Here is a 26,121-nt window from a genome sequence, read left to right on the forward strand (position 1 = left end):
AACGGTCTTCCCTTCTGAATCTATGAAAAAAGAGCATAGTAACTATGCTCTTGGATGAAACTGTTTATATACATCTTTTAATCTAGTTTTTGAAACGTGCGTATAGATTTGCGTCGTTGAAATATCTGCATGACCAAGCATTTCTTGTACAGCACGTAAATCTGCTCCATTTTCTAATAAGTGCGTAGCAAACGAGTGACGCAACGTATGAGGTGTAAGCTCTTTTTCAATATTTGCTTCTTTCGCTAATCGTTTTAATATTTTCCAAAATCCTTGTCTTGATAATCGATTACCATGATGGTTTAAAAAGAGTGCATCTACTACTTTTTTCCCCATTAATTCTCTTCTTCCTTTTTCAATATACTTTTGAATCGCTTCCGTTGCTAAACTTCCTAGTGGAATAATTCTTTCTTTATTCCCTTTCCCTATGCAACGAACAAATCCCATCGTTAAATGTACATCTTCTAAATTGAGTGCAATCAATTCTGAAACACGAAGTCCTGTCGCATACAGTAACTCTAGCATCGCCTTATCACGTATCCCAAAAGCACTTGTCATTTTTGGTGTTTGAAGTAACGCCTCTACTTCATCAACTGATAATACTTTTGGTAATTTCCGTTCCCCTTGCGGCGTTTCAATATGTACGGATGGATCGTGCTCTACCGCTCGTTCACGAAGTAAAAATTGGTGGAACGAACGAATTGATGCAATATGACGCGCCAATGTTTTCGAAGATTTTCCGTTTTCTTTTAAATACTGCAAAAAGTTAACAATGTGTAAACGGGTCACTTCATGAAAAGTTTTCGTCTGTTCCACATTTTGCAAATACTTTACGTAGCTTTTTAAATCCCGTTCATAAGATACTACTGTATTCTTTGCTAATCCTTTTTCGACAACCATATAATGAATAAAATCTTTTAATTGATCTTCCACTCTACACTACTCCCCATTTTCATAGAAAAACATCATTCTATTTACGAAAGCATCCTTTGCCGGTTCTTCATTCCCTGATACTTTTTCTACAGTCTCTTCTTTAGGTTTTTCATAACGATGATAGCTTTCATATTCTTCATTTATCCATAGTATAGCGAAATAAAACAAAATCGTACAACTTGTAAATAATAAAAATACTTTTATTCCATCAAAAGTTAATTTTAAAGCTCGGCGCATTGTAAATTCCTCCAAAATATAAGTTATTACAACATATGCCAAGCTTTCACCAATTTATACCTTATTCAAATAAAAAACCTCTTCCTAGATAAATAGGAAAAGGTTATTTTTCATCCGTTTCATTTTCTTGACAATTTTTACAAATCCCATGGAATGTTAAACGATGATCTTTCACCTTAAAGCTCCAGTCTCGTTCTACTTTCCTTTCCACTTCACCAAGTAAATCTTCTTGTATTTCTTGTACAGCACCACATTGTGTACAAATCAAATGATGGTGAAAACGCTGCGCACCTTCTTGGCGTAAGTCATAGCGTGAAACACCGTCTCCGAAGTTAATCTTATCGACAACTTTTAACTCAGATAATAGTTCTAAAGTTCGATAGACGGTTGCTAATCCGATCTCTGGCGACTTTTCTTTTACAAGGAGGTAAACATCTTCTGCGCTTAAATGATCTTCTTCATTTTCTAGCAGCACACGAACTGTTGCTTCACGTTGCGGTGTTAATTTATAGCTCGCTGCATGTAATTGCTTCTTAATTCGTTCAATTCTTTCTTCCATTCGGTACTACTCCCTCCTCGCCACTCTTACACCATTATATCAGAAGAAGGGCTTCTGTCAAAAGAAAAACAATAAAAACAAATTGATAATTATTCTCAAAAAATATTTATTTTTTATTAATAGCCTCAACAACTTCTTTCATTAAAACTGGTGATGCGTAAGCCTCCACACTACAAGCCATTGCTAATACCGCTCCAATTACAAGAAAGAAACATGTATACCGGATTAATAATGGTAATAGTGGCTCGGTTATTTTTCTAATAAATTGATGCCTAATCATCCGTAAAGAAAAACTTGCAGCAATGGTTGTCATAATGAGAAAGACTGGAATGATAATTAAATTTTGTGGCAAAACAGATACAAATGCTAATAATAGTCCATTCCATCCATGCTGACTTACTAAAAAACCAACTGTAAATCCAACAACAACTCCTTTTACAAATAATAAAATAAAAATAAGTGGTAATCCAATAATTGAAATCCCTAAAATCCAAATAAATCCGATGTATTTTAATTGCGAAAAGTAACTTTCTCGAAACATTTCGCCCGCAATGGCAAATTCTCCTTTAGAGACTTGTCCAAAAAAACGTTGTAAATAAAATGATAAATCTTGTTTTTGATTGATTTGTAAACTATTCACAAGAATGGCTCCAAATATTACTCCCATCAATAATAAAACAGCGTTAAATATATATAATGAAGAGTTTTCCTGTATGTGAGACATTACACGGTCTTGCCAATTTTTTCGCCACATTTTTCTTCCCTCCGTTCACACTCTTATTAAAAATGTATGAAAGAAAGAAAAAAGTATGACGAATTAACATTGAAATTCCGCTCTACTTTGCTAAACTAAAAAGTAGAGAATAGGAGGGATTTCTCTTGAAACCATTATTATTAGATTTTCCAACATTATTTCAAACTGAACGCTTACAAGTTCGTAAACCATTTCCAGGTGATGGTGCAGAAGTATATGAAGCAATCCAAGCTTCTCTAGAAGACTTAGTACCGTGGGTACCAATTAACGCTGAAACAGAAGAGAGTGCTGAAGAAATTGTTCGCGAAGCTCACGGACAGTTTTTACTTCGTGAAACACTTGATTTTCACTTATACGATAAAGTATCTGGTACATTCATCGGAGCAATTACACTAAAACCTGAAAACTGGGATATTCCAAAGTTTTCACTTCACTTCTGGTTGCATAGCGATTATACAAAACAAGGCTATATGACTGAAGCTGTTAAAGGCGCTATCCAATTCGCCTTTGATAAACTAGGCGCTAGAAGAATTGAAATTCGTACTGATGCAACAAATATAAATGCATGTAGCTTAGCAGAACGTTTAGAATTCATTCTAGAAGGTACAATGGAAAATGATTTCCTAGCACCAGACGGTAGCTTACGTGATGCACGTGTATATGCAAAAATCAATTAAAAACACTCGCCTTTGGCGAGTGTTTATTTTTGTAGTTGTAAATATTGTACTGCAAACATCGTCTTCGCATCATGAATACGAAGATTTTTCATAAGAGTAATCGCTTCTTCTAACGATACTTCCATTAATTCCACAAACTCATCTTCATCTAACTCAGCTTTATTTTCTTTTTTTGTCAAACCTGTCGCTTTATATACATATAAAATTTCATCTGCGAATCCTGGAGATGTATAGAAAGAAGTAATAAGCTCCATATTTTCACATACATATCCTGTTTCCTCTTCTAATTCACGAACTGCTGTTACCTCTGGTTTTTCACCAGGCTCTAACTTGCCGGCTGGAATTTCTATAATCGCCTTTTCAAGCGCTTTACGATACTGCTCAACAAGCACAATTTTCCCCTCATCTGTAATAGCAATAATCGCAACTGCACCAGGGTGATTTACAATTTCACGTTTACTCATTTCTCCATTTGGTAATACTACATCATCAACACGAACTTTTATAACTCTACCATCAAAAATCGGCTCAGTTTTTACTGTTCTCTCTGTAAGATTACTCATACTACTTCATCTCCCTGTTCTATTTCCTATTCTTTCTTCATACATTTTACCACATTGAAAGGAGCGTGATAGAAATGAAAGTTTATATTTTACCAAATCGCATCACGTTAGTCGGAAAAGCATGGCAAATTCGCCATAAGCTAAAACAATATAGCAAAGAGTATACAACTGTACAAGAGTGGATTACAGCAAATAAAATGAAACATTAATCCATTAAGCTCACATTAATTATGCTTTTACGGGCAGTTAATGCAAAGCGAAAAGGAAACGTTTGTCAACCTCTTTTCCCTCTCGTACAATAAAGGTAAGGAGGTTGACCTATGAAAAAACGTCAATTAGGAAACTCAGATTTATTTGTTACAGAAATGGGCCTTGGCTGTATGTCTCTCGGTACATCTGAAACAGAGGCTATGCGTATTGTCGATGAAGCAATCGATTTAGGAATTAATTTTTTTGATACAGCAGATTTATATGATTACGGATTAAATGAAGAATTTGTTGGAAAAGCCTTGAAGGGGAAACGAGACAAAATTGTTCTTACAACGAAGGTTGGAAATCGTTGGACAGAAGAAAAAAACGGCTGGTCTTGGGACCCTTCTAAAGCTTACATAAAGGCTGAAGTAAAAGAAAGTTTACGTAGACTTCAAACTGATTATATTGACCTTTACCAACTTCATGGCGGAACGATTGAAGATCCAATAGATGAAACAATTGAAGCTTTTGAAGAATTGAAAAAAGAAGGTATTATCCGCCATTACGGTATTTCTTCTATACGTCCAAATGTAATCCGTGAATATGCAAAACGCTCAAACATCGTTAGTGTACTAATGGAATATAGCCTTTTAAATCGTCGTCCAGAAGAATGGTTCCCGCTTCTGAATGAATACCAAATTAGCATCATTGCTCGCGGACCACTTGCAAAAGGAATTTTAACTGATAACAATGCAAGAAAAATAGAAAGAGTAAAGGAAAAGGATTACCTCTCTTATTCTTACGATGAATTACATACAACTCTAGCGAGTGTAAAAGAAACGATTGGAGAAAGCTCTTTAACAGGAACAGCTATTCAATATTGCTTACATAATAAGACTGTTGCAGCTGTTATACCTGGCGCAAGCTCTCTTCAACAATTGCAGGAAAATATACGAGCTAGCCAACAGTTACCTTTAACTAAAGAAGAATATGTACAACTTCAAAAAATTGTTAAATATGACACATATGCTTTGCATCGTTAAAAATATCGAATTACCGATAAACAGAAGACTGTCTCCTTTATTAGGAGACAGTCTTTTTTATAACGTATCATATTTATCAGGATTTGTGCCTACATGTAAATCGCGATTCAACGTGTTAATTTGATTTATCTCTTCTTCAGTTAGTGAGAAATCAAAAATAGTAAAGTTTTCTTTAATACGAGATGGTGTAACAGATTTAGGAATTGTAACAATCCCGCTTTGAATATCCCATCTTAATATAACTTGCGCAGGTGTTTTTTCATATTTGTTAGCAATAGCCTGAATGATTGGATGCTGAAATACTTCTCCGCCCCTCATTAACGGACTCCACGCTTCCATTTGGATTTGCTCACCTTGACAATGATTACGCAATTCAAATTGCGTTAACATCGGATGAAGTTCTACTTGGTTCACCATCGGCTTCACTTTGCAATTTGGTAATAACAATTCTAAATGATGTTTATGAAAATTAGAAACACCAATCGCACGCACTTTACCTTCTTCATATAATTTTTCTAACGCTCGGTACGTATCCACATACTTCCCTCTTACTGGCCAATGTATTAAATATAAATCTACATAGTCCATTTGTAATTTCTTTAAGCTTTTTTCAAACGCCTCGAGTGTCTCCTCGTATCCTTGATCGTCATTCCAAACTTTTGTTGTAATAAATAGGTCTTCTCTTGGAATTCCTGATTCACGAATCGCTTCTCCGACACCGCTTTCATTTTCATACACAGTTGCTGTATCAATCGAACGGTATCCAACTTCTAACGCTGTTTTTACTGCTTGTTTTACTTCGTCGCCTTCTTTTGCTTTATAAACGCCTAGACCAATCATCGGCATTTTCACGCCATTATGAAGTGTAGTTGTTGGAATATACACAGTCGTCTCCCTTTCATTGTTACATTTTTTTATAAGCCACAACTTTATTTCAACAAGATTCATCCCAAAAGTCAAAACATACGTACAGTTTACATAACACTTTTATATAGCTAAAAAATAACGTGAACTCATTTATTCACGTTATTTTCTCTCCATTCTTTCGCTTTTTCATCCACATTGCGCACAAACTCATTTTTCCCTTCCGTATATAACGTGCCATCATATGTATACTTTTCGGCCAATTCTTTCTTTAAGGTTGCATATGCCTCTGCTTCTTCACAATGAGCCATCATATAATCACGAAATGCTAAATGCCTTACTATCTCTGGATTTCCTTTTTCAAACACGTGTAAATGATACAAACGTTTTTCTTCCGTTCCATGGATAAAAAATCGGCGTCCTGAAATACCATTTTCCCCTTTTACGATGTAACCAAGCTCTATAAATCGTTCATTCCACCTATCTACCCTTTCAATACTTTCTACTTCCATGATCATATCAATAATAGGTTTAGCTGCCAGTCCTGGCACTGACGTACTTCCAATATGATGAATTTTCACCGTTTCTGGCATCGCTGTTTTTAATCTTTCAGCCTCCATTTGAAATTTTTCACTCCAATGATTTTCATGCGGAACAACTACAATTTTCCTCATAATAACTCCCCTTTTCTTACAAGCTCGTCAAAAAATGATCAGTGAATTTCACTGATCATTTTTTTATTATTTAAAGTCTTTCCAAGTAAGGTTACTTTCACTTAGCAGTTCTTCAAATGATTTATTCTTTTCACGTTCTTTTTGTTCTTTGCGCTTTCTTTCCAGTTCAGCTGCCTCTTTTTCCTCTTCTCTCACTTGCAACTCTTTCTTCTTACTCTTTAATTGTTGCATGAGTGAATCATTTAATTGATCGCCTAATGTAAGTGTTTCTTTCTTTGGTGGATTCACTTGCGATTGTCTTTGCATTTGTCTTTGTTTCTTTTTCTTCATGCTACTCACCTTTTACTTTTTTCTCCATTATAGTAGATACACGATGCAATCGACAATAAAAAAGGGTCTTTACTCTATTATCCACTTTTTGTAAATATGTTAATTTTTCGAAAAGACTAAATTTTTATGTAGCTATAATCCTATGAATCTATTAAAATTATGTCGTATGATGTCAGATTATAAAAAAGGAGAAATGAACTATGTGGAAAAAAATTATTCCTGCCGTTGCTGTTTTAAGCACTATTACTTTTTCAAGCGTATTTGCCGCTCCCCCATCTCAGAATCCAGCTGAACAAAACCGCTACATAGACGTACAAATGCTTGGTATTAATGATTTCCATGGACAACTAGATACTGTTAAAAAAATTAATAATAAAGAAGCTGGTGGCGCTGATTACTTAGCTACTTATTTAAAAGAACGTAAAAAACAAAACCCTAATACACTTCTCGTACATGCTGGTGATATCGTCGGAGCTAGTCCACCAGTTTCAGCATTATTACAGGATGAACCGACGATTGAATTTTTAAATGATTTAAAATTTGATGTTGGTACAATCGGAAACCATGAATTTGATGAAGGCATTGATGAAATGAAACGCCTCATTTACGGTGGATATCATGAAAAAACAGGGAATTTCAAAGGGGCTAACTTCCCCTATGTAGCTGCTAACTTCTATAACAAATCAACTGGCCGCTTATTTTTACCACCATTTACTGTAAAAATGGTAGATGGTGTTCCTGTAGGATTCATTGGTGTTGTTACAACTGATACACCAAATGTCGTTATGCCTACGATGCTTAAAAATGTACAAATTACTGATGAAGTAGAAGCAATTAATAAATCAACACAACAATTAAAACGCCTCGGCGTTAAATCTATCGTCGTTCTTGCTCATGTCGGTGGAACAACCGATGAGTCTGGGGTAACAAATGGCGACCTTACTCGAATTGCAAATGAAACAGACCCAGAAGTTGATGTTATTTTCGGTGGACATAGTCATACGTATGTAAATGGTACAGTAAATAATAAGCTAATTGTCCAAGCAAATTCTTACGGCACGGCTTTCTCAGACGTGGATGTAACAATTGATCGTAAAACAAAGGATATTATAAAGAAAAAAGCTGAAGTTGTTACAACGTATCATGAAGGTGTAGAACCTGATAAACAAGTAAAGAAAAAACTAGATCAATATAAAGAAAAAATCGCACCACTTGTAAATGAAGTGGTCGGAAAATCTACAGCATCTATCGACCGTAAACAAAATGATGCTGGTGAGTCCACTCTTGGAAATTTAGTTGCCGATGCTCAGCGTCAAACGATGCAAACTCAAATCGCCCTCATGAATCCTGGTGGCATTCGTAATGACTTAGATGCTGGTGATATTACGTGGGGTGAGTTATACGGTATTCAACCTTTTGGAAATCAATTGATTAAAGTAGATTTAACAGGTCAAGACATTCGCGATATTTTAAATCAGCAATGGCAAAAAGGAACAACAAGAATGCTTCAAATTTCAGGTATTCAATATGCGTGGGATGCAAATAAACCAAACGGTGAAAAAGTTACAAATATACGTTTAACAAACGGAGAAGAATTATCTCCATCTAAAACGTATAGCGTAGTTGCAAATGCTTTCTTAGCTTCTGGCGGTGACGGATTCATATCATTTAAAAATGGTAAAAATGCAGAAACTGGTCCAAACGACTTTGAAGCGTTAGTCGATTACGTAAAACAATTAAAAGAACCAATTCAGCCAGTTATTGATGGAAGAATCCAAAAAGTAAATTAAGTGTTTCTCTAATAAGAAATTTCATTTTTCACGCCATAAAAGATTTGCACTAATCCTGTATTTATACGTAATATGCATCATAAAAAGGATACTCGTTCTTCCAATGAACATAGTATCCTTTTCTTTAGTTATCAAAATGTGATGTTTTGTTAAATTCATATTGCTGTAAAAATTGTTGCAACGCCTCTTCTACAATTTTAGATTTTTGAATTCCTTTCGATTCTGATATAAGGTCCAATCTTGCTAATATTTCTGTATTAATAGAAAAGGTGCGTCTCTTTTTCTCTGTACTTTTACTCATAATTGGTGCAATTACTTCTTCTCTTCTTCTTAATAATTCATAAATACTTTGTAATTGCTCATAAATTAATAATTGATAATCTGTTTTCTCATATTGAAGGGCGGTCGCTTCTTGGAGTTGTAAGTGACGTGGTTCTTCTCCATCTCCTACAAAAATACGTTTCTTCTGCTCTCCATCATATTCGTATCCAATCAATCTTAATTTCTTCGATAATGTATACGGGCTTATTTCAAGACGTTTTGCTATAATAGCGATGGATTCACGCCTATTTAAACCATCTATAATTTCTCCAATCGTCACAATTTCCCTCCTCCCGTGTTGAAATGACACTAGTATGGTATGTTACAATGATTTTCTAACAGTATATGCAAAATGAATAGCCTGTGCGATTCATACGATTTCACAAAAGGAGGTTTTCAATATGCTTTTGCGTAGCTATACCCCTCAGTTCTATACTGAAAACAAACAACTCATTCCTAATAGTATCGCTACGATAGAAAGCGTTATGATTAATAATCGAAAACAAACTCTCCTTATGCGTGGGCAAAACGTAGAGCAGCCTATTTTATTATGCTGCCATGGTGGACCCGGCATGGCACAAATCGGATTTATTCGTCATTTTCAAAAAGAATTAGAGAAGCACTTTATTGTTATTAATTGGGATCAGCGCGGGGCGGGTAAATCTTTTTCAATGAAAGATTTCGGAGCAAATTTTACAATCAAACAATTCGTTTCCGATGCAAAAGAAGTGATTCAATATGCACTTAAAAGGTTCAACAAACAAAAACTATTTCTCGCTGGTCATTCTTGGGGAAGTATTATTGGGCTTAACATAGCACATCAATATCCAAAGTATATCGAGGCTTACATCGGTATTGGGCAAATTGTACATATGAAACAAAATGAAGAATTGCTATATCAACATTTAATTAGTTCTGCAAAAAAACATGATCATAAAAAAGCATTAGCTTCCCTTTTAAAATTAGGAAAACCACCATTTTTAGATATGAGACGTCTTATTATTCAAAGAAAGTGGCTTGGCACATTCGGAGGAGCAATCCAAAACGGATCTTCCTTTTCTTTCATACGAAAAGGTTTCTTTTCTCCTGAATATACGCTATTAGATTGGTTCAAGTTTCTCGCAGGAAATTTAAAATCTGGCGTTTTATGGGAAGAAATGCTGACAATCGATTTCTTTTCTTCTATCTCAAGTTTATCTATTCCAGTTTATTTTTGTTCTGGTCGCTATGATTATCAAACTCCTTATGCACTCGTTCAGGAATATTGCGATATTATTGAAGCGCCTATAAAAAAAATGATTTGGTTCCCAAATTCAGCACATTCTCCTGATCTAGAAGAACCAGAATTATTCGCCAATTCTTTGCAATCAATTAAACAAGAGCTAGCTTTTCAGCATTAGTAACAAAAGGCTCTTTTACATTTCATAGAAAACATTTTATAATAATATGTCGCAAGTATGTATAAACATAGCAAAATGTTTCATATTTACTTGTCTTAACAGAATAAAAATTTAGGGAGATTACATTTATTATGAACGCTGTACTCGTCGCAGTAGCAATTATGCTATTGCTTAGTTTGTTACGTGTCCAGGTCATTGTCGCCATCATTGTTGGAGCTTTAACAGGCGGAATTATCGGCGGACTCGGTATTTCAGAAACGATTAACACTTTTACAACTGGTCTTGGAAACAGTGCTCCAATCGCTTTAAGTTATGCAATGCTTGGTGGTTTCGCTATTTCCCTTTCCAAAACAGGACTTCCAGATGCTATGATTCAAACTGCATTAAAATGGATTGGCAATGAACAAGACACGAAAAAACAAGTTTATTCTAAAATACTTATTTTATTCATTATTTTAACGATGGCTTGTTTCTCACAAAATGTGATTCCTGTTCACATTGCTTTCATCCCCATCTTAATTCCAGCACTTTTAAAAGTATTAAATGAGCTGAAAGTGGATCGAAGACTTGTCACGTGTATTATTACATTTGGATTAATTACTCCTTATATGTGGATCCCTGCAGGGTTCGGAAAAATTTATCATGACGTATTGCAAACCAACGCTGCGCAAAGCGGTCTTACATTTGATGTCACACTTATTCCAAAAGCAATGACTATCCCAGCACTCGGTATGATTATTGGATTATGTGTAGCGGTATTCATTACGTACCGAAAACCTCGTACGTATGAAACAGAACAAATTCATACTACCGAAAATGAGATTGTTCCCTATACAAAACGTAGCATTACTTTCGGGTTATTATCTATCATTGCTACATTAACTGTTCAATTAACAACAGAATCAATGATTTTCGGTGCTTTAGCAGGTATTATCGTCTTATCAGTAAGTGGTAGTCTACCACTTAAAGAAGCAGATGCGATATTAACAAGCGGAATGCGTATGATGTCCTTTATTGGCTTTGTTATGATTGCTGCCGCTGGATTCGGCGCTGTTCTTCGAAAAACAGGACATGTTGAATCTCTGGTGCAAACGAGTGCACATATAATCGGAAATAACAAACCACTCGCTGCATTTCTTATGCTTGTTATTGGACTTCTCGTTACGATGGGAATTGGTTCATCCTTTTCAACCATCCCTATCTTAACAACAATTTTTGTACCTCTGTGCATTCAGCTTGGATTTAGTCCGATGGCTACAATTGCAATTATTGGTACAGCCGGAGCGCTAGGTGACGCAGGATCTCCAGCATCAGATAGTACCCTCGGACCAACATCCGGTTTAAATGCTGATGGTCAGCACCATCATATATGGGATACATGTGTACCCACTTTTCTACATTACAATATACCGTTACTTATATTTGGCTTTATTGCCGCAATTACATTATAAAAAGGTGCGTATAAAACGCACCTTTTACTTTTTTATTTTTCCTTTTAATTGTTGAAAAGCTACTTTTCCGTTATCTTTGACATAGCTTTCAATTGCCGGTAGTGATGAACCTATCCATTCACACTCTATGCTCCCATTCGGTCCAACAATTTTTAATTTATCTGGTACATGTATATTTACAAATCTTGCTGACCGAATTAACTCAATAGCAATCTGATCACTTGAGGTTACAATTCCATCTATATACGGATTGTTTCGCAATAATGTAATAAATTGTTTATTTGTATACCCTTGTACACATTCTTCTCGATAAGAGATTCCTTCATCCCAAACAGTATCTAAAAAACCTGCTATATGATCTTCCATTTCTTCACTTTCTTCTCCCTCACCGAAATATGCAAGAAAGTGACACCCTTTCTCTTTTAATAAAGAAACAGCCCTCTGTCCACTTTCATAATAATTTCCATGTGATTGTTGCTCATCAATCACAACAAACGGAAATGGAATTTCTCCTATACTTTTAAAAACGGATTTTGTTAAAATAACACCTGCAACGTTATTCTCCTTCAACATATATATGTATCTATCTTTATTCTCTATATTACAAACAATGATTTGATATCCTTCTTTATATGCTATTTCCTCAATACAATGTAGCAAAGTGATGTTTGATGGGTCATATAGATTATCTACAAGTAATGCAATTATCGTTGAATTCTCTTTAAATAGTGGCTTCGCTGCACTGTTTGGCCTATAACGTAATTCTTCAATTGCTTCCTTTACTTGTTTTACTGTGTCCTCATGAACATATCCTTTTTCATTAATAACTCGTGAAACGGTTGCGACTGAAACACCTGCCAATTTTGCAACATCACGTATAGTTGCCACATCGTCACCCCTTAATATGGTAATAGATTACAATTTTACGGTAACCTAAATTACACTATCCGTCAAGATTAATAACTCATATTTCTGAAAATTGTTACATCATTTCACTAAACGATACTCCAACTGAATTTCATGTAAAATTGGGATATTATCATATCCAATGCGTGGAATTTCTTTCTTTATTTTTCGTGCCTCCTCTACCGCATTCACATATAAATTAGTCATTACAAAATTACGTTTTTGGTAAAATCGTAACGCATTCATATTATCATTTGTTGTAATAAGACAAACCTGCCTGCACCGTTCTTCTTCTGCAACTTGCAATACACAATCCACAAGCTTCTTCCCTATTCCTTTTCTTTCTTCAATACTATCTAACGATATAATTTCACACATATTTCCAGTCACTTCATACGTTATAATTCCGATTATTCTGTCATTAGAAAACGCAACAAATCCTGGCAACTCTTCTAATTGATGCCCCTTACCACGTGAAACCATCAATGAACTTCCCCAGTTCTCACACATAAACATTCGAATTGTTTCTTTCATCGTTGGCGTAATTTTTTGTATATGCACCATTTCCTATTTCTCCCCTTTTATATCATTGTGATACAATATAAGTGTATCACATGTAACGGTATTTGGAGGATGAGGTAAAGTATGAAACGTTTTTTTGCAGCATTGTTTACTGTACTAGGTGCGATAACAGCCCTTGGGATTTTCTTTACAAATAAAGTGATGTATTTAAAGAAAAAAACAGAGGAAGAAGTACTCGAAAGAGAAACGAAAAAACATTTTCGTATAGAAGATTTTGATGCTCTTCATAAAGAAGAAATTCATATTCCTTCACAATTCGGATATGATCTTCACGGATATTACATTCCTGCTGGTCATTCCAATAAGTTTATGATTTTTTGTCACGGCGTAACTGTAAATAAAATGAACTCTGTAAAATATGCAAGGTTATTTTTAAACAGAGGGTATAATGTCGTTATTTATGATCATCGTCGTCATGGTAAAACTGGCGGAAAAACAACAAGCTATGGATACTATGAAAAACATGATTTAAAATCTGTAGTTGACTGGCTAAAAAGTCGCTTTGGAACAAATATAACACTCGGTATTCATGGTGAATCTATGGGAGCTGCAACACTTCTTCAATACGCAGGACTTGTAGAGGATGGTGCTGATTTCTATATTGCAGATTGTCCTTTCTCTGATTTTCACGGACAATTACAGCACCGTTTAAAGGTTGAATTCCATTTACCAAAATGGCCTTTATTACCTTTAGCAAATGCTTTTTTAAAAGTGCGTGACGGTTATACGATTCGCGAAGTTTCACCAATTGATTGTATAAAAAATATTAACAATCCCGTCCTCTTTATTCATAGTAAAGATGATGATTATATTTTAGCTGATATGACGAAATCACTATATGAAGCAAAAGAAAACAATAAACAACTTTATATTGCAGAACGTGGTGCACACGCTTGCTCTTATAACGAAAATAAAGAAGAGTACGAAGCAGCCATCGATCAATTTTTAAACACATATGTGAAAGAAACAAAAAACAGGCTTGCATAAGCCTGTTTTTTTATTGCGCTAAAACGTCTGTAACTTGTTCCATATTTTCAGAAATCCATTGCATTGCATCATCTAACGTTGGGAATTCTGTCGTTTGAAATGTTACTTCATCTTGAAGTAACCAAACATCCTTTGCCTCTTGCCCTACACCTGCAATGGACCAATGTAACAAACTATATGGATGATTATCATTCAAAAATGATGCCCACGTGCGCTCATTTGCAATGTTTCGTAATGTATGTAATTGTTTATCCATCTCTCGTCACCTTACTCTAGTCAGTTATGAAAACTATTATAACACTCTCTTCTTTCTCAAACAAAGTGCTCTTTTTATATTGTCAAGCACTTCCCTTGATTATATGATGAAATTAAGCGTTTGGGAAGGAGGGATAACGTTGGCAAAAGTACAAATTAAAGTAAATGATAATGGCTCTTTTCGCGTTACAGGGGACGTGGAATTAGTCGACTCACAAGGGAATGTATTCCCAGCAAAACCGGCATTTTCTTTATGCCGTTGTGGTTTATCAAAAAATATGCCTTATTGCGACGCTTCGCATAAAGGTAAATTCGAGTCTGTTGTTAGAGCACCAGAGGCAGAATAATTTTACATGTGACATGCACATTTTTTTGTGCATGTTTTTTCTTTTTAGCAACTCCGTTATATCCCTTCTCCTTACAACATTTCTAATACTTTTATTTCCATTCCAGCCCACATATATTTTCACACAATTCTTCACATTCGAATATTTTTTACTAGCCTTTTATTTTTTTTGTGCTATAATTTGAGCAAACAGCATCCTTCGGGGTCGGGTGAAATTCCCAACCGGCGGTGATGAAGTGAAAACTTCTAAGTCCGTGACCCGTTTTCAACTCGAAAACGGTGGATCTAGTGAAACTCTAGGGCCGACAGTATAGTCTGGATGGGAGAAGGATATGTTTCTAGTTTTTTATATAGTGAATACACTTTTATTTCAGTATGCATATTTTTAAAGATTCATTTTGATTCTTTATATATGTTTAATTTTCTATACTTATTTTTTATACTGAAATAAAAAGAGACAACTAGCGTTTAAAAATTCGATATTTTGCTAGGTTTTTTCCTTATGCAGAAATATCAATTATCGTTAGGTTTCTTTCCTATGCTTTCGTATTCAAACTATATTTCTAGAAATCACGTCTCCCAAACCCCAAGGATATTAAATCCTTGGGGTTTTTTGATTTTTTTAGGAGAGGTGAAGAAAATGACAGATCAAGAATATATGAGGATTGCCCTGCAGTTAGCAGAAGGAACATCAGGACAAACAAGTCCAAATCCTATGGTTGGTGCCGTTGTTGTAAAAGATGGAAACATCGTTGGTATGGGGGCTCATTTACGAGCTGGTGAAGAACACGCAGAAGTTCATGCCCTTCAAATGGCTGGTCAGAACGCCAAAGACGCTACCGTTTATGTAACACTGGAACCGTGTAGCCACTTTGGAAAAACACCACCTTGTTGTGAATTGCTCATCGAAAAAGGAGTTAAGCGTGTGGTAATTGCTACTCTCGATTGTAATCCGCTCGTTTCTGGTAACGGAAAAAGAAGATTAGAGGAAGCTAGAATTGAAGTAACTACCGGTGTTCTTGAAGCAGAAGCAGTTTTATTAAATCGCTACTTTTTTCACTACATGAAAATGAAACGCCCTTTTGTAACAATCAAAACAGCGATGAGCTTAGATGGAAAAACAGCAACTGTAACTGGTGAAAGTAAGTGGATTACAGGTGAAGAAGCACGTGCTGATGTTCACCAATATCGCCATACACATGATGCAATTCTTGTTGGAGTGAATACAGTTATAGCTGATAATCCTCATTTAACAACAAGAATTCCAAATGGTGGGAAACATCCTATTCGCGTTGTTTTAGATACCCATTTACGAACGCCACCATCTTCTCATGTTATAACAGATGGTTTAGCACCGACATGGATTATTGTCGGTAAGGATGTAAAGAAAGAGAAGATATCTTCTTATAATTCTAAAAATATAGATATATTCCAAATGGAAACGAAGCATATAGAAATCGAGGACCTTCTTTCCTTTCTTGGAGAGAAACAAATTCTTTCTCTATTCGTTGAAGGTGGCCAATCAATTCATGCAAGTTTCTTAAAAACAAACAATTTCAATGAAATTGTAACCTATATAAGCCCGAAATTAATTGGTGGAAAAGATGCTCCTACTTTATTTGGAGGAAATGGTTTTTCAAAATTACAAGATGCGCTTTCCTTGAAAATTCAAGAGATGAAACAAATTGGTGATGATATAAAAATCGTTGCGAATGCCCGAAACGAGGTGACGGAATGTTTACAGGAATTGTAGAAGAATTAGGAACGATAGCAAACATGCAACAAAGCGGAGAAGCGATGAAATTAACGATTGATGCAAAGAAAATTTTATCAGATGTTCACTTAGGTGATAGTATCGCGGTTAACGGTATTTGCTTAACTGTAACAAACTTTACAACTACTTCATTTACAGTTGATGCAATGCCTGAAACGATGCAGTCGACATCGCTTCGCATGCTTAAACCCCACTCTAAAGTAAATTTAGAGCGGGCAATGTCTGCAAATGGAAGATTCGGTGGACATTTCGTTTCAGGACATATTGATGGCATCGGAACGATTTTAACTAAAAAACAACATTACAATGCCGTCTATTATAAAATAGCAATTTCTGATAAATTGCTACACTATTGTTTGCATAAAGGGTCCATTGCTGTTGATGGAACGAGTTTAACGATATTTGATATAGACGAAGCTTCCATAACGATTTCACTCATCCCGCACACAGTAAGCGAATCTGTCATTGGAGAAAAAAATGCCGGAGATATCGTAAATATTGAGTGTGACATGATTGGTAAATATATCGAACGCTTTATTACTAAACCTGCAAAACGAGTAGGTTCAATGACCGAAAGTTTTTTACAAGAAAACGGATTTCTATAAGGGGGAAGCACAATGTTTCATCGTATTGAAGAAGCTCTAGAAGATTTAAAACAAGGTAAAGTCGTTATCGTATGTGATGATGAAAACCGAGAAAATGAAGGCGACTTTATTGCTTTAGCAGAGTACATTACACCGGAAACAATTAATTTTATGATTACACATGGTCGTGGTCTCGTTTGTGTACCGATTACGGAAGGATACGCAGAACGTCTACAATTAGAACCAATGGTATCTCATAATACAGATTCACATCATACTGCGTTTACAGTGAGCATTGACCATGTTTCTACAACAACAGGGATTAGCGCTCACGAACGTGCAACTACGATACAAGAATTGTTAAATCCCGCATCAAAAGGCACTGATTTCAATCGACCTGGACATATCTTTCCATTAATTGCGAAAGAAGGCGGTGTCCTGCGTCGTGCAGGTCATACAGAAGCTGCTGTTGATTTAGCAAAGCTATGCGGTGCCGAACCAGCTGGAGTTATTTGCGAGATTATAAATGAGGACGGCACGATGGCACGTGTACCTGATTTAATAGAATGCGCAAAACAATTTGATATAAAAATGATTACAATAGAAGATTTAATTGCTTACCGCCGCCATCATGAAACACTTGTGACGAGAGAGGTGGAAATTACATTACCTACAGATTTCGGTACTTTCCACGCAATTGGCTATTCTAACTCATTAGATACGAAAGAACATATCGCACTTGTAAAAGGTGATATTTCAATAGGTGAACCGGTACTTGTGCGTGTTCATTCTGAATGCTTAACAGGAGATGTATTCGGTTCACATCGCTGCGATTGCGGACCACAACTCCATGCAGCACTTGCTCAAATTGAGCGTGAAGGAAAAGGTGTTCTTCTTTACATGAGACAAGAAGGAAGAGGCATTGGGCTTCTTAATAAGCTTCGTGCTTATAAATTACAAGAAGAAGGATTCGATACTGTAGAAGCAAATGAAAAACTCGGCTTCCCTGCTGATCTTCGTGATTACGGTATCGGTGCACAAATATTAAAAGATTTAGGTTTACAAAGTTTACGATTATTAACGAATAACCCAAGAAAAATTGCTGGCTTAGAAGGTTACGATTTAGAAGTAGTCGAGCGTGTACCGTTGCAAATGCCAGCAAAAGAAGAGAATAAATCGTATTTACAAACGAAAGTAAACAAATTAGGACACTTACTAAACTTATAATTAAAGGAGAGATTTATTATGGTATTCGAAGGTCATTTGGTTGGTACAGGATTAAAAGTTGGAGTTGTTGTTGGACGTTTTAATGAATTTATTACAAGTAAGTTACTTGGCGGCGCTTTAGACGGATTAAAGCGTCACGGTGTAGAAGAAAATGATATTGATGTTGCTTGGGTTCCTGGTGCATTTGAAATTCCTTTAATCGCTAAAAAGATGGCTAGTAGCGGAAAGTATGATGCTGTTATTACATTAGGTACTGTAATCCGAGGTGCTACAACTCACTACGATTACGTTTGTAATGAAGTAGCAAAAGGTGTTGCGTCTTTATCACTACAAATGGACATCCCAGTTATTTTCGGCGTATTAACGACAGAAACAATTGAACAAGCGATTGAACGCGCAGGTACGAAAGCTGGTAATAAAGGATATGAATCAGCTGTTGCTGCAATTGAAATGGCTCACTTATCAAAACAATGGGCATAAAAAAAGAGGCTGCGGCCTCTTTTTATTTTTTCACCTTTTTTTGTACATCTTTTATTAATTCATTCATCGTTTTTCCTTCTGTTTTTATATGAAGAGCTTGTGCTGTTCTCCATACATTCTCTCTTTTTTTCGCTTCTTCTATAATAGTAATTTCTTTTCTAACTTCCTTTAAATCTTTTCCTTCCGTTTTCAATCCAAAATGTTCAGCTTTCGTTCGAAAGTGTTGTTCGATTCTTTGTTGCATCTCTTTTTGTTCAGGATTTTCAGCAGCCTTAACTGGATCAGAACTTATTGCTTTTATTAAAATTAAACAAGTCATAATCGCTAATATGTATTTGTACATGTAAAATCCTCCAACCCAATATAAATTACATATTTACTATGTACAACTAGGGCTTGGAAAATTCGTCCACAAAAATTCTTTTTTTCGCTCAAAAACCAATAATACCAAGCGTTCACAACTATTTATTACATTTTATTTACAAAAAAAGCAAACCCTTTTACAAGTTTGCTTTTTCATCTATCTTATAATGCACATTCTTCAATCTCAAATCCTAAATCTGCAATCATACCCCAGTCCGCAGTCGGCTCTTGTCCAGCTGTCGTTAAGTAGTCCCCGACAAAAATAGAATTTGCTGCAAATAAACCGATTGGCTGTACAGAACGTAAATTGATTTCACGTCCTCCTGAAATACGAATTTCTTTTGTTGGGTTTACAAAACGCATCATTGCCAGTACTTTTAAACATTCTACTGGCGTTAACTCTTTTTGCCCTTCAAGAGGTGTCCCCTTTACAGCAACAAGGAAATTACAAGGGATAGAATCTGCATCTATACGTTGTAATTCAAATGCAATTTCAGCACGCTCTTCAATTGTTTCTCCCATGCCAAAAATCGCTCCAGAGCATGGTGAAATACCAGCTTGTTTCGCTTTTTGAACTGTATCAACACGATCATCATACGTATGCGTTGAACAAATACTATCGTAATTATTTGCATGTGTATTTAAGTTGTGGTTATAACGATGCACGCCTGCTTCCGCTAAACGTCCTGCTTGATCTTCATTTAAGAAACCTAAACAACAACAAATCTTCAAGTCTGTCGTTTCACGAATTTCCTTAACTGCTCCAATTACGTGATTTACCTCTTTATCCGTCGGACGACGACCAGACGCTACAATACAATATGTACCTGCTTTACGGCGTATTGCTTCATGTGCCCCTTCTACAATTTTCTCCTGCGTTAACCATGCATATTTATCAATTGGTGCTTCTGAAATAATAGACTGTGAGCAATATCCACAATCTTCAGGACATAATCCAGATTTCGTATTAATAATCATATTCAATTTTACTTTCTTACCAAAGTGATGATGGCGAATAATGTAAGCTGCATTCATAATTTCTAAAACTTCTGTATCATCAGCTTCTAATATCGCTATTGCATCTTCTTTCGTAATCATCTTTTCTTCCACTACGTCGTATGCAAGTTTTTTCCAATCCCTTTTTGTTTGTACTTGTTTCATTTCATCTCTTCCCCTCTTTTGTTATATGCATAAATAAAGCATGATACGTTGCCATTATCCCTTCATTTCCCGTGAAGTCTCTTTCGTATATGCGCAGCATCGCACGAAAGAGTGAGGGACTTTGACAATATGATCCTTCATTGCTATTAGTTGCTCCTACTTTTCGAATAGAATGCAGAAACTCCTTAACTTCTGTAAAACTCTCTATGTAACATGTTTCAGAAACATGCACATCCCCTGTTTCTATCTTACATATATGAAGCAACTGATCTTTTGAATAAAAACGTTGACCAATCGATGTTTCATTTTTTATATTTCTTTCTTCTTTCGCACGTTGGAACGAAGCATGCAATTCTTGAAATGTTTCATGTCCAAACGTTGAAAAGAGTAATATGCCATCTATAGACAAATGTTGAAATAAATTTCTTAACACTTGTTGTAAATTATTTAACCATTGAAATGTAGCATTTGAAATAATGACATCATATGATTCTTCTAATCGTAATCGCTCAATATCTTCACAGTGAAACGTTACATTTTTTACATTTTGTCTAGTTTGCGCAATCGCAATCATACTTTCAGCAAAATCAACTGCTGTAATATGTGCTTTCGGAAATAACTTTGATAATTGTTCTGTTACATACCCCGTCCCGCATCCCAGTTCTAAAATACGTATTGATGCCGTTTCACTATATCGTTCCTTTAAGATTGAAAGTAATGAATGTGCCATCTTTTTTTGTACATTTGCATATCGATCGTAAGATACGGCTGCCCCATTAAACCGTTTTTGTAGTAACGTTTTGTTGATCATGTCGTATCCCCTCTACAAATTGAATTATCTCATTTGCACAATATTCAAAATTCGTTACACATAATGCATGCCCTGCTTCACTTACTACTTTCAGCTCGCTGCTGCTATTCTCCGTCATACTACGTGCCGCAGACAATGGGCATATTACATCCTGTTCTCCGTGAATAAGTAGTATAGGTACTTTAATTTCTTTTAGTTCTTCTCTCATATCTGTTTCTATTAAATAATCTAAACCTAGTTGTAAAGACTGAATAGAATCACCTTTAAAACGGTCTACAATGTCTTCAAAGTTTTTATTCTCTTTTAGCTCATCTTTCGTAAACATATTTTCATAAAACCGCTTGAGCGTATCTTCTTTCCTTCTCGCCAAATTTCTTTTCAGCCGTTCTACATGCAAAGCATTCCATCCGTTACTGTAATCGCTCGTACTTGTAAATTTAGCAGTACCACCAATTAATACGATGCCTTTTGCCTTAATCTTTTTATAAGCTTCAACTGCTGCTAACGCTCCTAGTGACCATCCAACTAAAATTACGTTGTCATTATGCGCTACATCTATAATTCGTTCCGCAAATTCACTTCGTTCTTTCACATTACGCCAATCTATGCATTGAACAGGATATCCTTTAAAATACGGAATTACTAAATCCCAAATATTCTCTTCCATTCCCCATCCGGGAATAAAAATAATCTTTAGCTCGTTCATACGAAAATCTCCTCTTCTTTCGCAATGTGAATAATTCGATCAATAGCCCATTTTAAATCAGCTATTGTATGTTGCGATGTAACTGCAAAGCGAATTCGAGAACTATGAACCGGCACAGTTGGCGGACGAATTGCAATAGCCGCAATCCCTGCCTCTTGCAACCTTTTACTAAACCGTAAAGCATGTTCATTTGAACCGACTACAATCGGTACAATATGAGTTGAACTATTCCCAATATCAAAACCAGCATCCCTTAATTTAGTTCTGAAGTATTCTCCATTTGCTATAAGGTTCTCTCTTCTTTCGTTATCTTCTTTTACAATTTCAATTGCTTTTTGCACCGCTCCTAACGTACTTGGTGGTAAAGCTGTAGTAAAAATAAAGCTTCTCATCATATTTTGTAAATACTCTATATAAATTTCATCACCTGTCAAATACGCACCATAACACCCTAAAGCCTTGCTAAACGTCCCCATATGTATATCAATTTTTTGAGAAAGATTTTTTTCTATGTGAGATAATCCAGCTCCGCCGATTCCATATATTCCACTCGCATGTGCTTCATCGACTATAATGATTGCTCCGTATTTCTCTTTCAGTTGTACTAAATCTCTCAAATACGCAGTATCACCATCCATACTAAAAACGGTATCTGTTACGATTAATTTCCTCTTTTCAGGCGAAGCCATTTTCAAAAGCTTCTCTAAATGATCCAAATCATTATGACGATACCTTTTATGCTCTGCCCCGCTTAATATGATTCCATCAACAATACTTGCGTGATTTAACTTATCACTAAAAACAATATCGTGCCGAGAGGCTAAAGAAGATATGGCACCTATATTTGCCGTATACCCACTATTTACAATTAAAGCTCTTTCAGTACCTTTCCAGTCACATATGCTTCTCTCAACCTCTTCATATAATGGATGATTTCCTACAACGAGACGAGAGGCAGTCGCTCCAGTTCCATATCTTTTTGTACAGGCAATAGCAGCTTCTTTTAACCTTTCATCTCCAGCTAACCCTAAATAATTATTTGACGCTAAATTTAACATCCTTTTTTTATCTCGAATAAGCCAAGTCTCTTCTGCCTGCTCTGTTACATATAAATTTCGATACTGCCCTTGCTTATGTAATTGTTGTAATTTAGATTGAAGGTGCGCCCGCCACGTTTGATTCATTTTGGATAAACTCCTCTAATTTTGAAATCATAATATATTCTTTTGCAGATTCCAATACTTCTTCTTTCGTAAACTCACCTTCAAAGAATGGTAATAATCCTAAAACTGGTACCCCGCTCAACTCTTCAATCATCTCTTTATTTTCTTGCACTCTTTCCATTTCACATTCTTTGCAACCTGATAAAATGACACCCGCTACGGTTAAGCCATGCGCCTTTGCGTAAGCAATCGTTAACACTGTATGATTTACTGTTCCTAATGTAGGACGAGCTACTACAATAAGAGGCAACTGTAATTCTTTTGCAAAATCAATTACTAAAGCATCTTCTGTATATGGGACAGCAAGCCCACCTGCTCCTTCTACAAATAAGCTATTAAACTCTTTTAATAGTTCATTATAGTAATCAGTAATTTCTTTTAACTTTACTACTCTTCCAGCTCTTTTCATGGCAAGTCTCGGAGCAAGTGGTTCTTCAATAGAATAAGGGCAAATTTCATTTTCTTGTGTCGGTACACCTGATAATACTTTTAACCTTGCCGCATCTCCCTCAGGGTTTGATGCAACATGCCCACTTTGCAACGGTTTATATACCCCTACGTTATATCCTAATTCTCTAAATACACCTGCTATAGCACCTGCAACTACTGTTTTTCCAACTTCAGTATCAGTTGCTGTTATGAAAAAACCACTCATTATTCTCCCTCCGTAACATCCGAGATTGCCTTATATAAGATGCGTAACATATCATCAATCTCTTCAAAAGTAGAAGCAAGTGGCGGCATAAATACAATCGTGTTACCTAGCGGTCGTAAAATCATACCTAGCTCTCTTGAGCGTTTACATACTTGAACACCGACTCTTTCTGTCCAGTCAAAAGCTTCTTTCGTTTCCTTATTCTTCACAAGCTCGATACCAACCATTAATCCGCACTGACGAATATCACCTACATGTTTATACGCAAAGAGCTTTTCTAATTGCGCTGCCACATAATCCGTTTTACGTGCCACTTCTTCTATTAAATTTGTTTTTTCATATAGTTCTAGATTCGCGATTGCTACGGCACACCCTAACGGATTGCCTGTATAGCTATGTCCATGGAAAAATGTTTTTTGTTCTTCATATTCTCCTAAGAAGGCATTATATATTTCATCTGTCGTTACGGTAACTGCAATTGGTAAATATCCACCTGTTAAACCTTTACCAGCAGTTAAAATGTCTGGCGTCACATTTTCATGTTCACACGCAAACATTTTCCTTGTACGCCCAAATCCAGTCGCTACCTCATCTGTAATAAATAATACATTGTACTTTGTACATAAATCGCGCAGTCCTTTTAAATATCCTTTTGGCATTGTAATCATTCCACCAGCACCTTGCATTAATGGCTCTACAATGATGGCAGCTACTTCTTCATGCTTTTCTTTCAACAATTCTTCCATTTCTGCTAAATGGCTTTTTACAATTTCCTCCTTATTATTTCCGTAAGGAGAACGATATGTATATGGATACGGCATTTTAATCGCATCAAATAAGAGCGAACTATACACTTGGTGAAACAAGTCTATTGCCCCTACTGAAACAGCTCCAATTGTATCACCGTGATATGCTTCTTTTAATGTAACGAATCTTTGTTTCTTTGGTTTCCCTTTATGCTGCCAATATTGGAAAGCCATCTTAATTGCAATTTCAACAGCGGTAGAACCTGAATCAGAATAGAATACCTTCTTCAATCCATCTGGTACAACCTCAATAATTTTTTCTGCTAATAAAATAGATGGAACGTTAGCAAGTCCTAACATAGTAGAATGAGCAATTTTATTTAATTGCTCACGAATTGCTTCATCTAATTCCGGTACTTGATGTCCGTGAACATTTAACCATATAGATGAAACACCATCCCAATATTCATTACCATTTACATCGTATAGCTTTCTTCCCTCTCCACGTTCAATAATGACAGGATCTTCTTCTAAATAATCTTTCATTTGTGTAAATGGGTGCCATACGTAAGCTTTATTTTTCTCTGCTAATTCTTCATATGTATAAGATGATTTTTCAATCGTTCTACTATTTATTGTCACAACTGTCACTCCTAATGTTAACTTGTTTATAAATATAGTTAACATTAAATCCGAATGACTGTCAATTATTTTAAAATCAAATAGTTCTTAAAAAAGAACAACTTATCATACGATAAGTTGTTCTACTTTCCATGCTGTATCTTTCCAATTTCTAAAATAATTTCTTCATCTTTTTTTCCCTCTGTATCAATTCCAAGTTGTTTAGCGTGCTCAATTAATAAATCATGACGCTTCTCAAACCTAGCGGTATTTACTTCTTTCGTAACCTCTTCTTTTGTTTTCCCCTCAGTAGAAACTCCTAGTTTCTCTGCTGCTTTTTCCATTGATTTCTTCTCTTCTATTTCTTTTACTTTCTTCACTTCTGACTGTTGTATTTGTTTTTGTTTCAACTGCTCTGATTCAGCCGCAAAAGCTGTGTAAATTCCAGCACTTCCGCCAACGACTAGTAAGGTGGTAAAAAGAATTATTTTTTTCTTCACTCTTTCCTCCCCTTTCGAATTCATTATAACGTACAAAATTAGAGCTTTAAAACAATTCTCCTTTATTTCCCTAAAAAAACATTTAATATTTTTATTGACATTTAAGATGAAAATGTGATAAAAATTTAACTAACATCATATGAATCGGCGATGATAGGATTTAGTAGTATTTCGATTTCTGATTTCAGAGAGCTGGTGGTCGGTGCGAACCAGTACAGAGCGAATTATGAATTACCCCCTGGAGCTTCTTTTACGAAACGTGAGGAGTAGTGAAAGACGGTTATAGACCGTTATGTCTAAAGAGTGGTGAAACGACACTGTTTCACAATTTAGGGTGGTACCGCGAATTTTTCGTCCCTGCATATATTGCAGGGGCGTTTTTTATTTTATAAGCGCATATCATATG

Annotated in this window: 32 protein-coding genes, 1 riboswitch and 1 other annotated feature; of the genes, 12 read left to right on the plus strand and 20 right to left on the minus strand. The window is 35.7% G+C overall.

Going from position 1 to position 26,121, the window contains the following annotated elements; genetic code table 11:
* Positions 1 to 42: 42 nt before the first annotated feature.
* The 4 genes from xerD to spoIIM form a co-directional block, all read right to left on the minus strand.
* Positions 43 to 933, minus strand: coding sequence for a site-specific tyrosine recombinase XerD (gene xerD, locus CN409_RS15355; RefSeq protein WP_000390088.1), 891 nt, complete (start codon positions 931 to 933; stop codon positions 43 to 45).
* A 6-nt stretch (positions 934 to 939) separates the two neighbouring features.
* On the minus strand, positions 940 to 1,170 hold the full coding sequence (locus CN409_RS15360) for a YqzK family protein (protein WP_001250432.1): 231 nt from the start codon (positions 1,168 to 1,170) through the stop codon (positions 940 to 942).
* A 103-nt stretch (positions 1,171 to 1,273) separates the two neighbouring features.
* Positions 1,274 to 1,729, minus strand: a complete 456-nt coding sequence (fur, locus tag CN409_RS15365) for a ferric iron uptake transcriptional regulator (protein ID WP_000392657.1) — start codon at positions 1,727 to 1,729, stop codon at positions 1,274 to 1,276.
* A 106-nt stretch (positions 1,730 to 1,835) separates the two neighbouring features.
* Positions 1,836 to 2,453 carry a stage II sporulation protein M gene (gene spoIIM, locus CN409_RS15370; RefSeq protein ID WP_223308695.1) on the minus strand — a complete coding sequence of 206 codons (618 nt, stop codon included), beginning with the start codon at positions 2,451 to 2,453 and terminating at the stop codon, positions 1,836 to 1,838.
* A gap of 155 nt (positions 2,454 to 2,608) precedes the next feature.
* On the opposite strand from spoIIM, the gene CN409_RS15375 reads away from it, so the two are divergent.
* Complete coding sequence (locus tag CN409_RS15375; RefSeq protein WP_000803497.1) at positions 2,609 to 3,160, plus strand: GNAT family N-acetyltransferase; 552 nt, start codon at positions 2,609 to 2,611, stop codon at positions 3,158 to 3,160.
* Between the two features lie 23 nt (positions 3,161 to 3,183).
* Here CN409_RS15375 and CN409_RS15380 read toward each other — a convergent pair whose 3' ends face one another.
* Positions 3,184 to 3,723, minus strand: coding sequence for an NUDIX domain-containing protein (locus CN409_RS15380; protein ID WP_000067931.1), 540 nt, complete (start codon positions 3,721 to 3,723; stop codon positions 3,184 to 3,186).
* A gap of 74 nt (positions 3,724 to 3,797) precedes the next feature.
* On the opposite strand from CN409_RS15380, the gene mciZ reads away from it, so the two are divergent.
* Complete coding sequence (gene mciZ / locus CN409_RS15385; RefSeq protein ID WP_000870291.1) at positions 3,798 to 3,932, plus strand: Z-ring formation inhibitor MciZ; 135 nt, start codon at positions 3,798 to 3,800, stop codon at positions 3,930 to 3,932.
* Positions 3,933 to 4,043: 111 nt separating this feature from the next.
* Positions 4,044 to 4,958 carry an aldo/keto reductase gene (locus tag CN409_RS15390; RefSeq protein WP_000747233.1) on the plus strand — a complete coding sequence of 305 codons (915 nt, stop codon included), beginning with the start codon at positions 4,044 to 4,046 and terminating at the stop codon, positions 4,956 to 4,958.
* Positions 4,959 to 5,015: 57 nt separating this feature from the next.
* Here the strand turns inward: CN409_RS15390 and CN409_RS15395 are convergent, their stop codons facing one another.
* The 3 genes from CN409_RS15395 to CN409_RS15405 form a co-directional block, all read right to left on the minus strand.
* Positions 5,016 to 5,843 carry an aldo/keto reductase gene (locus CN409_RS15395; RefSeq protein ID WP_000275862.1) on the minus strand — a complete coding sequence of 276 codons (828 nt, stop codon included), beginning with the start codon at positions 5,841 to 5,843 and terminating at the stop codon, positions 5,016 to 5,018.
* A 128-nt stretch (positions 5,844 to 5,971) separates the two neighbouring features.
* Positions 5,972 to 6,496 carry a GrpB family protein gene (locus tag CN409_RS15400; RefSeq protein ID WP_001227184.1) on the minus strand — a complete coding sequence of 175 codons (525 nt, stop codon included), beginning with the start codon at positions 6,494 to 6,496 and terminating at the stop codon, positions 5,972 to 5,974.
* A 66-nt stretch (positions 6,497 to 6,562) separates the two neighbouring features.
* Complete coding sequence (locus CN409_RS15405; RefSeq protein WP_000727553.1) at positions 6,563 to 6,826, minus strand: YqkE family protein; 264 nt, start codon at positions 6,824 to 6,826, stop codon at positions 6,563 to 6,565.
* 200 nt (positions 6,827 to 7,026) lie between these two features.
* On the opposite strand from CN409_RS15405, the gene CN409_RS15410 reads away from it, so the two are divergent.
* On the plus strand, positions 7,027 to 8,616 hold the full coding sequence (locus CN409_RS15410; RefSeq protein ID WP_000265545.1) for a bifunctional metallophosphatase/5'-nucleotidase: 1,590 nt from the start codon (positions 7,027 to 7,029) through the stop codon (positions 8,614 to 8,616).
* A 124-nt stretch (positions 8,617 to 8,740) separates the two neighbouring features.
* On the opposite strand, the gene CN409_RS15415 is transcribed toward CN409_RS15410, so the two are convergent.
* The gene (locus CN409_RS15415; protein WP_000151934.1) at positions 8,741 to 9,217 is read right to left on the minus strand and encodes a ribbon-helix-helix domain-containing protein; all 477 of its coding nucleotides are present in this window, start codon (positions 9,215 to 9,217) and stop codon (positions 8,741 to 8,743) included.
* A gap of 121 nt (positions 9,218 to 9,338) precedes the next feature.
* On the opposite strand from CN409_RS15415, the gene CN409_RS15420 reads away from it, so the two are divergent.
* Together CN409_RS15420 and CN409_RS15425 are read left to right on the plus strand one after the other, a co-directional pair.
* A complete protein-coding gene (locus tag CN409_RS15420) occupies positions 9,339 to 10,337 on the plus strand; it encodes an alpha/beta fold hydrolase (protein ID WP_042595620.1) in 999 nt (332 codons plus the stop codon).
* Positions 10,338 to 10,468: 131 nt separating this feature from the next.
* Positions 10,469 to 11,788: a Na+/H+ antiporter family protein gene (locus CN409_RS15425; protein WP_000994811.1), complete on the plus strand. Its 1,320-nt coding sequence runs from the start codon at positions 10,469 to 10,471 to the stop codon at positions 11,786 to 11,788.
* A gap of 24 nt (positions 11,789 to 11,812) precedes the next feature.
* Here the strand turns inward: CN409_RS15425 and CN409_RS15430 are convergent, their stop codons facing one another.
* Positions 11,813 to 12,676, minus strand: a complete 864-nt coding sequence (locus CN409_RS15430) for a LacI family DNA-binding transcriptional regulator (protein WP_000201358.1) — start codon at positions 12,674 to 12,676, stop codon at positions 11,813 to 11,815.
* A gap of 99 nt (positions 12,677 to 12,775) precedes the next feature.
* Positions 12,776 to 13,258: a GNAT family N-acetyltransferase gene (locus tag CN409_RS15435; protein ID WP_000233419.1), complete on the minus strand. Its 483-nt coding sequence runs from the start codon at positions 13,256 to 13,258 to the stop codon at positions 12,776 to 12,778.
* 81 nt (positions 13,259 to 13,339) lie between these two features.
* Here CN409_RS15435 and CN409_RS15440 point away from each other — a divergent pair, with 81 nt between their 5' ends.
* Positions 13,340 to 14,263: an alpha/beta hydrolase gene (locus CN409_RS15440; RefSeq protein WP_000819241.1), complete on the plus strand. Its 924-nt coding sequence runs from the start codon at positions 13,340 to 13,342 to the stop codon at positions 14,261 to 14,263.
* A gap of 10 nt (positions 14,264 to 14,273) precedes the next feature.
* On the opposite strand, the gene CN409_RS15445 is transcribed toward CN409_RS15440, so the two are convergent.
* Positions 14,274 to 14,519, minus strand: a complete 246-nt coding sequence (locus CN409_RS15445; protein ID WP_000360793.1) for a DUF2552 family protein — start codon at positions 14,517 to 14,519, stop codon at positions 14,274 to 14,276.
* A gap of 139 nt (positions 14,520 to 14,658) precedes the next feature.
* Here CN409_RS15445 and CN409_RS31460 point away from each other — a divergent pair, with 139 nt between their 5' ends.
* The 5 genes from CN409_RS31460 (at position 14,659) to ribH (ending at position 18,929) form a co-directional block, all read left to right on the plus strand.
* On the plus strand, positions 14,659 to 14,865 hold the full coding sequence (locus tag CN409_RS31460; protein ID WP_001151582.1) for a CDGSH iron-sulfur domain-containing protein: 207 nt from the start codon (positions 14,659 to 14,661) through the stop codon (positions 14,863 to 14,865).
* 190 nt (positions 14,866 to 15,055) lie between these two features.
* A riboswitch (FMN riboswitch) is annotated at positions 15,056 to 15,199 on the plus strand.
* A 305-nt stretch (positions 15,200 to 15,504) separates the two neighbouring features.
* Positions 15,505 to 16,617, plus strand: a complete 1,113-nt coding sequence (ribD, locus tag CN409_RS15455; RefSeq protein WP_097981600.1) for a bifunctional diaminohydroxyphosphoribosylaminopyrimidine deaminase/5-amino-6-(5-phosphoribosylamino)uracil reductase RibD — start codon at positions 15,505 to 15,507, stop codon at positions 16,615 to 16,617.
* The gene (ribE, locus tag CN409_RS15460) at positions 16,599 to 17,243 is read left to right on the plus strand and encodes a riboflavin synthase (protein WP_079245892.1); all 645 of its coding nucleotides are present in this window, start codon (positions 16,599 to 16,601) and stop codon (positions 17,241 to 17,243) included. Before ribD ends, ribE begins: the two co-directional genes overlap by 19 nt.
* A 12-nt stretch (positions 17,244 to 17,255) precedes the next feature.
* On the plus strand, positions 17,256 to 18,449 hold the full coding sequence (gene ribBA / locus CN409_RS15465) for a bifunctional 3,4-dihydroxy-2-butanone 4-phosphate synthase/GTP cyclohydrolase II (protein ID WP_079245893.1): 1,194 nt from the start codon (positions 17,256 to 17,258) through the stop codon (positions 18,447 to 18,449).
* A gap of 18 nt (positions 18,450 to 18,467) precedes the next feature.
* Positions 18,468 to 18,929: a 6,7-dimethyl-8-ribityllumazine synthase gene (gene ribH, locus CN409_RS15470; protein ID WP_000230895.1), complete on the plus strand. Its 462-nt coding sequence runs from the start codon at positions 18,468 to 18,470 to the stop codon at positions 18,927 to 18,929.
* A gap of 22 nt (positions 18,930 to 18,951) precedes the next feature.
* Here ribH and CN409_RS15475 read toward each other — a convergent pair whose 3' ends face one another.
* The 8 genes from CN409_RS15475 to CN409_RS15510 form a co-directional block, all read right to left on the minus strand.
* On the minus strand, positions 18,952 to 19,272 hold the full coding sequence (locus tag CN409_RS15475; protein ID WP_000280032.1) for a hypothetical protein: 321 nt from the start codon (positions 19,270 to 19,272) through the stop codon (positions 18,952 to 18,954).
* Between the two features lie 182 nt (positions 19,273 to 19,454).
* Complete coding sequence (gene bioB, locus CN409_RS15480; protein ID WP_000815856.1) at positions 19,455 to 20,453, minus strand: biotin synthase; 999 nt, start codon at positions 20,451 to 20,453, stop codon at positions 19,455 to 19,457.
* Between the two features lies 1 nt (position 20,454).
* Positions 20,455 to 21,264: a malonyl-ACP O-methyltransferase BioC gene (gene bioC / locus CN409_RS15485; protein WP_000608912.1), complete on the minus strand. Its 810-nt coding sequence runs from the start codon at positions 21,262 to 21,264 to the stop codon at positions 20,455 to 20,457.
* Positions 21,230 to 21,970, minus strand: coding sequence for an alpha/beta fold hydrolase (locus CN409_RS15490; protein WP_001004158.1), 741 nt, complete (start codon positions 21,968 to 21,970; stop codon positions 21,230 to 21,232). The genes bioC and CN409_RS15490 overlap by 35 nt, the downstream gene beginning before the upstream one ends.
* Positions 21,967 to 23,154 (minus strand): 8-amino-7-oxononanoate synthase, encoded by a 1,188-nt coding sequence (gene bioF / locus CN409_RS15495; RefSeq protein ID WP_001077300.1) that lies wholly within the window; start codon positions 23,152 to 23,154, stop codon positions 21,967 to 21,969. Before bioF ends, CN409_RS15490 begins: the two co-directional genes overlap by 4 nt.
* The gene (gene bioD / locus CN409_RS15500; RefSeq protein WP_000012478.1) at positions 23,120 to 23,848 is read right to left on the minus strand and encodes a dethiobiotin synthase; all 729 of its coding nucleotides are present in this window, start codon (positions 23,846 to 23,848) and stop codon (positions 23,120 to 23,122) included. The genes bioF and bioD overlap by 35 nt, the downstream gene beginning before the upstream one ends.
* Positions 23,848 to 25,281 (minus strand): adenosylmethionine--8-amino-7-oxononanoate transaminase, encoded by a 1,434-nt coding sequence (bioA, locus tag CN409_RS15505; protein ID WP_140161791.1) that lies wholly within the window; start codon positions 25,279 to 25,281, stop codon positions 23,848 to 23,850. Before bioA ends, bioD begins: the two co-directional genes overlap by 1 nt.
* Before the next feature lie 77 nt (positions 25,282 to 25,358).
* Entirely contained in the window at positions 25,359 to 25,715 is a 357-nt protein-coding gene (locus CN409_RS15510) for a hypothetical protein (RefSeq protein ID WP_000726908.1), read from the minus strand.
* 141 nt (positions 25,716 to 25,856) lie between these two features.
* Positions 25,857 to 26,077: a binding site (T-box leader), on the plus strand.
* The last annotated feature ends 44 nt before the right edge of the window (positions 26,078 to 26,121 follow it).

It is taken from the genome of Bacillus sp. AFS012607 (assembly GCF_002558005.1).
GTDB lineage: Bacteria > Bacillota > Bacilli > Bacillales > Bacillaceae_G > Bacillus_A > Bacillus_A thuringiensis_S.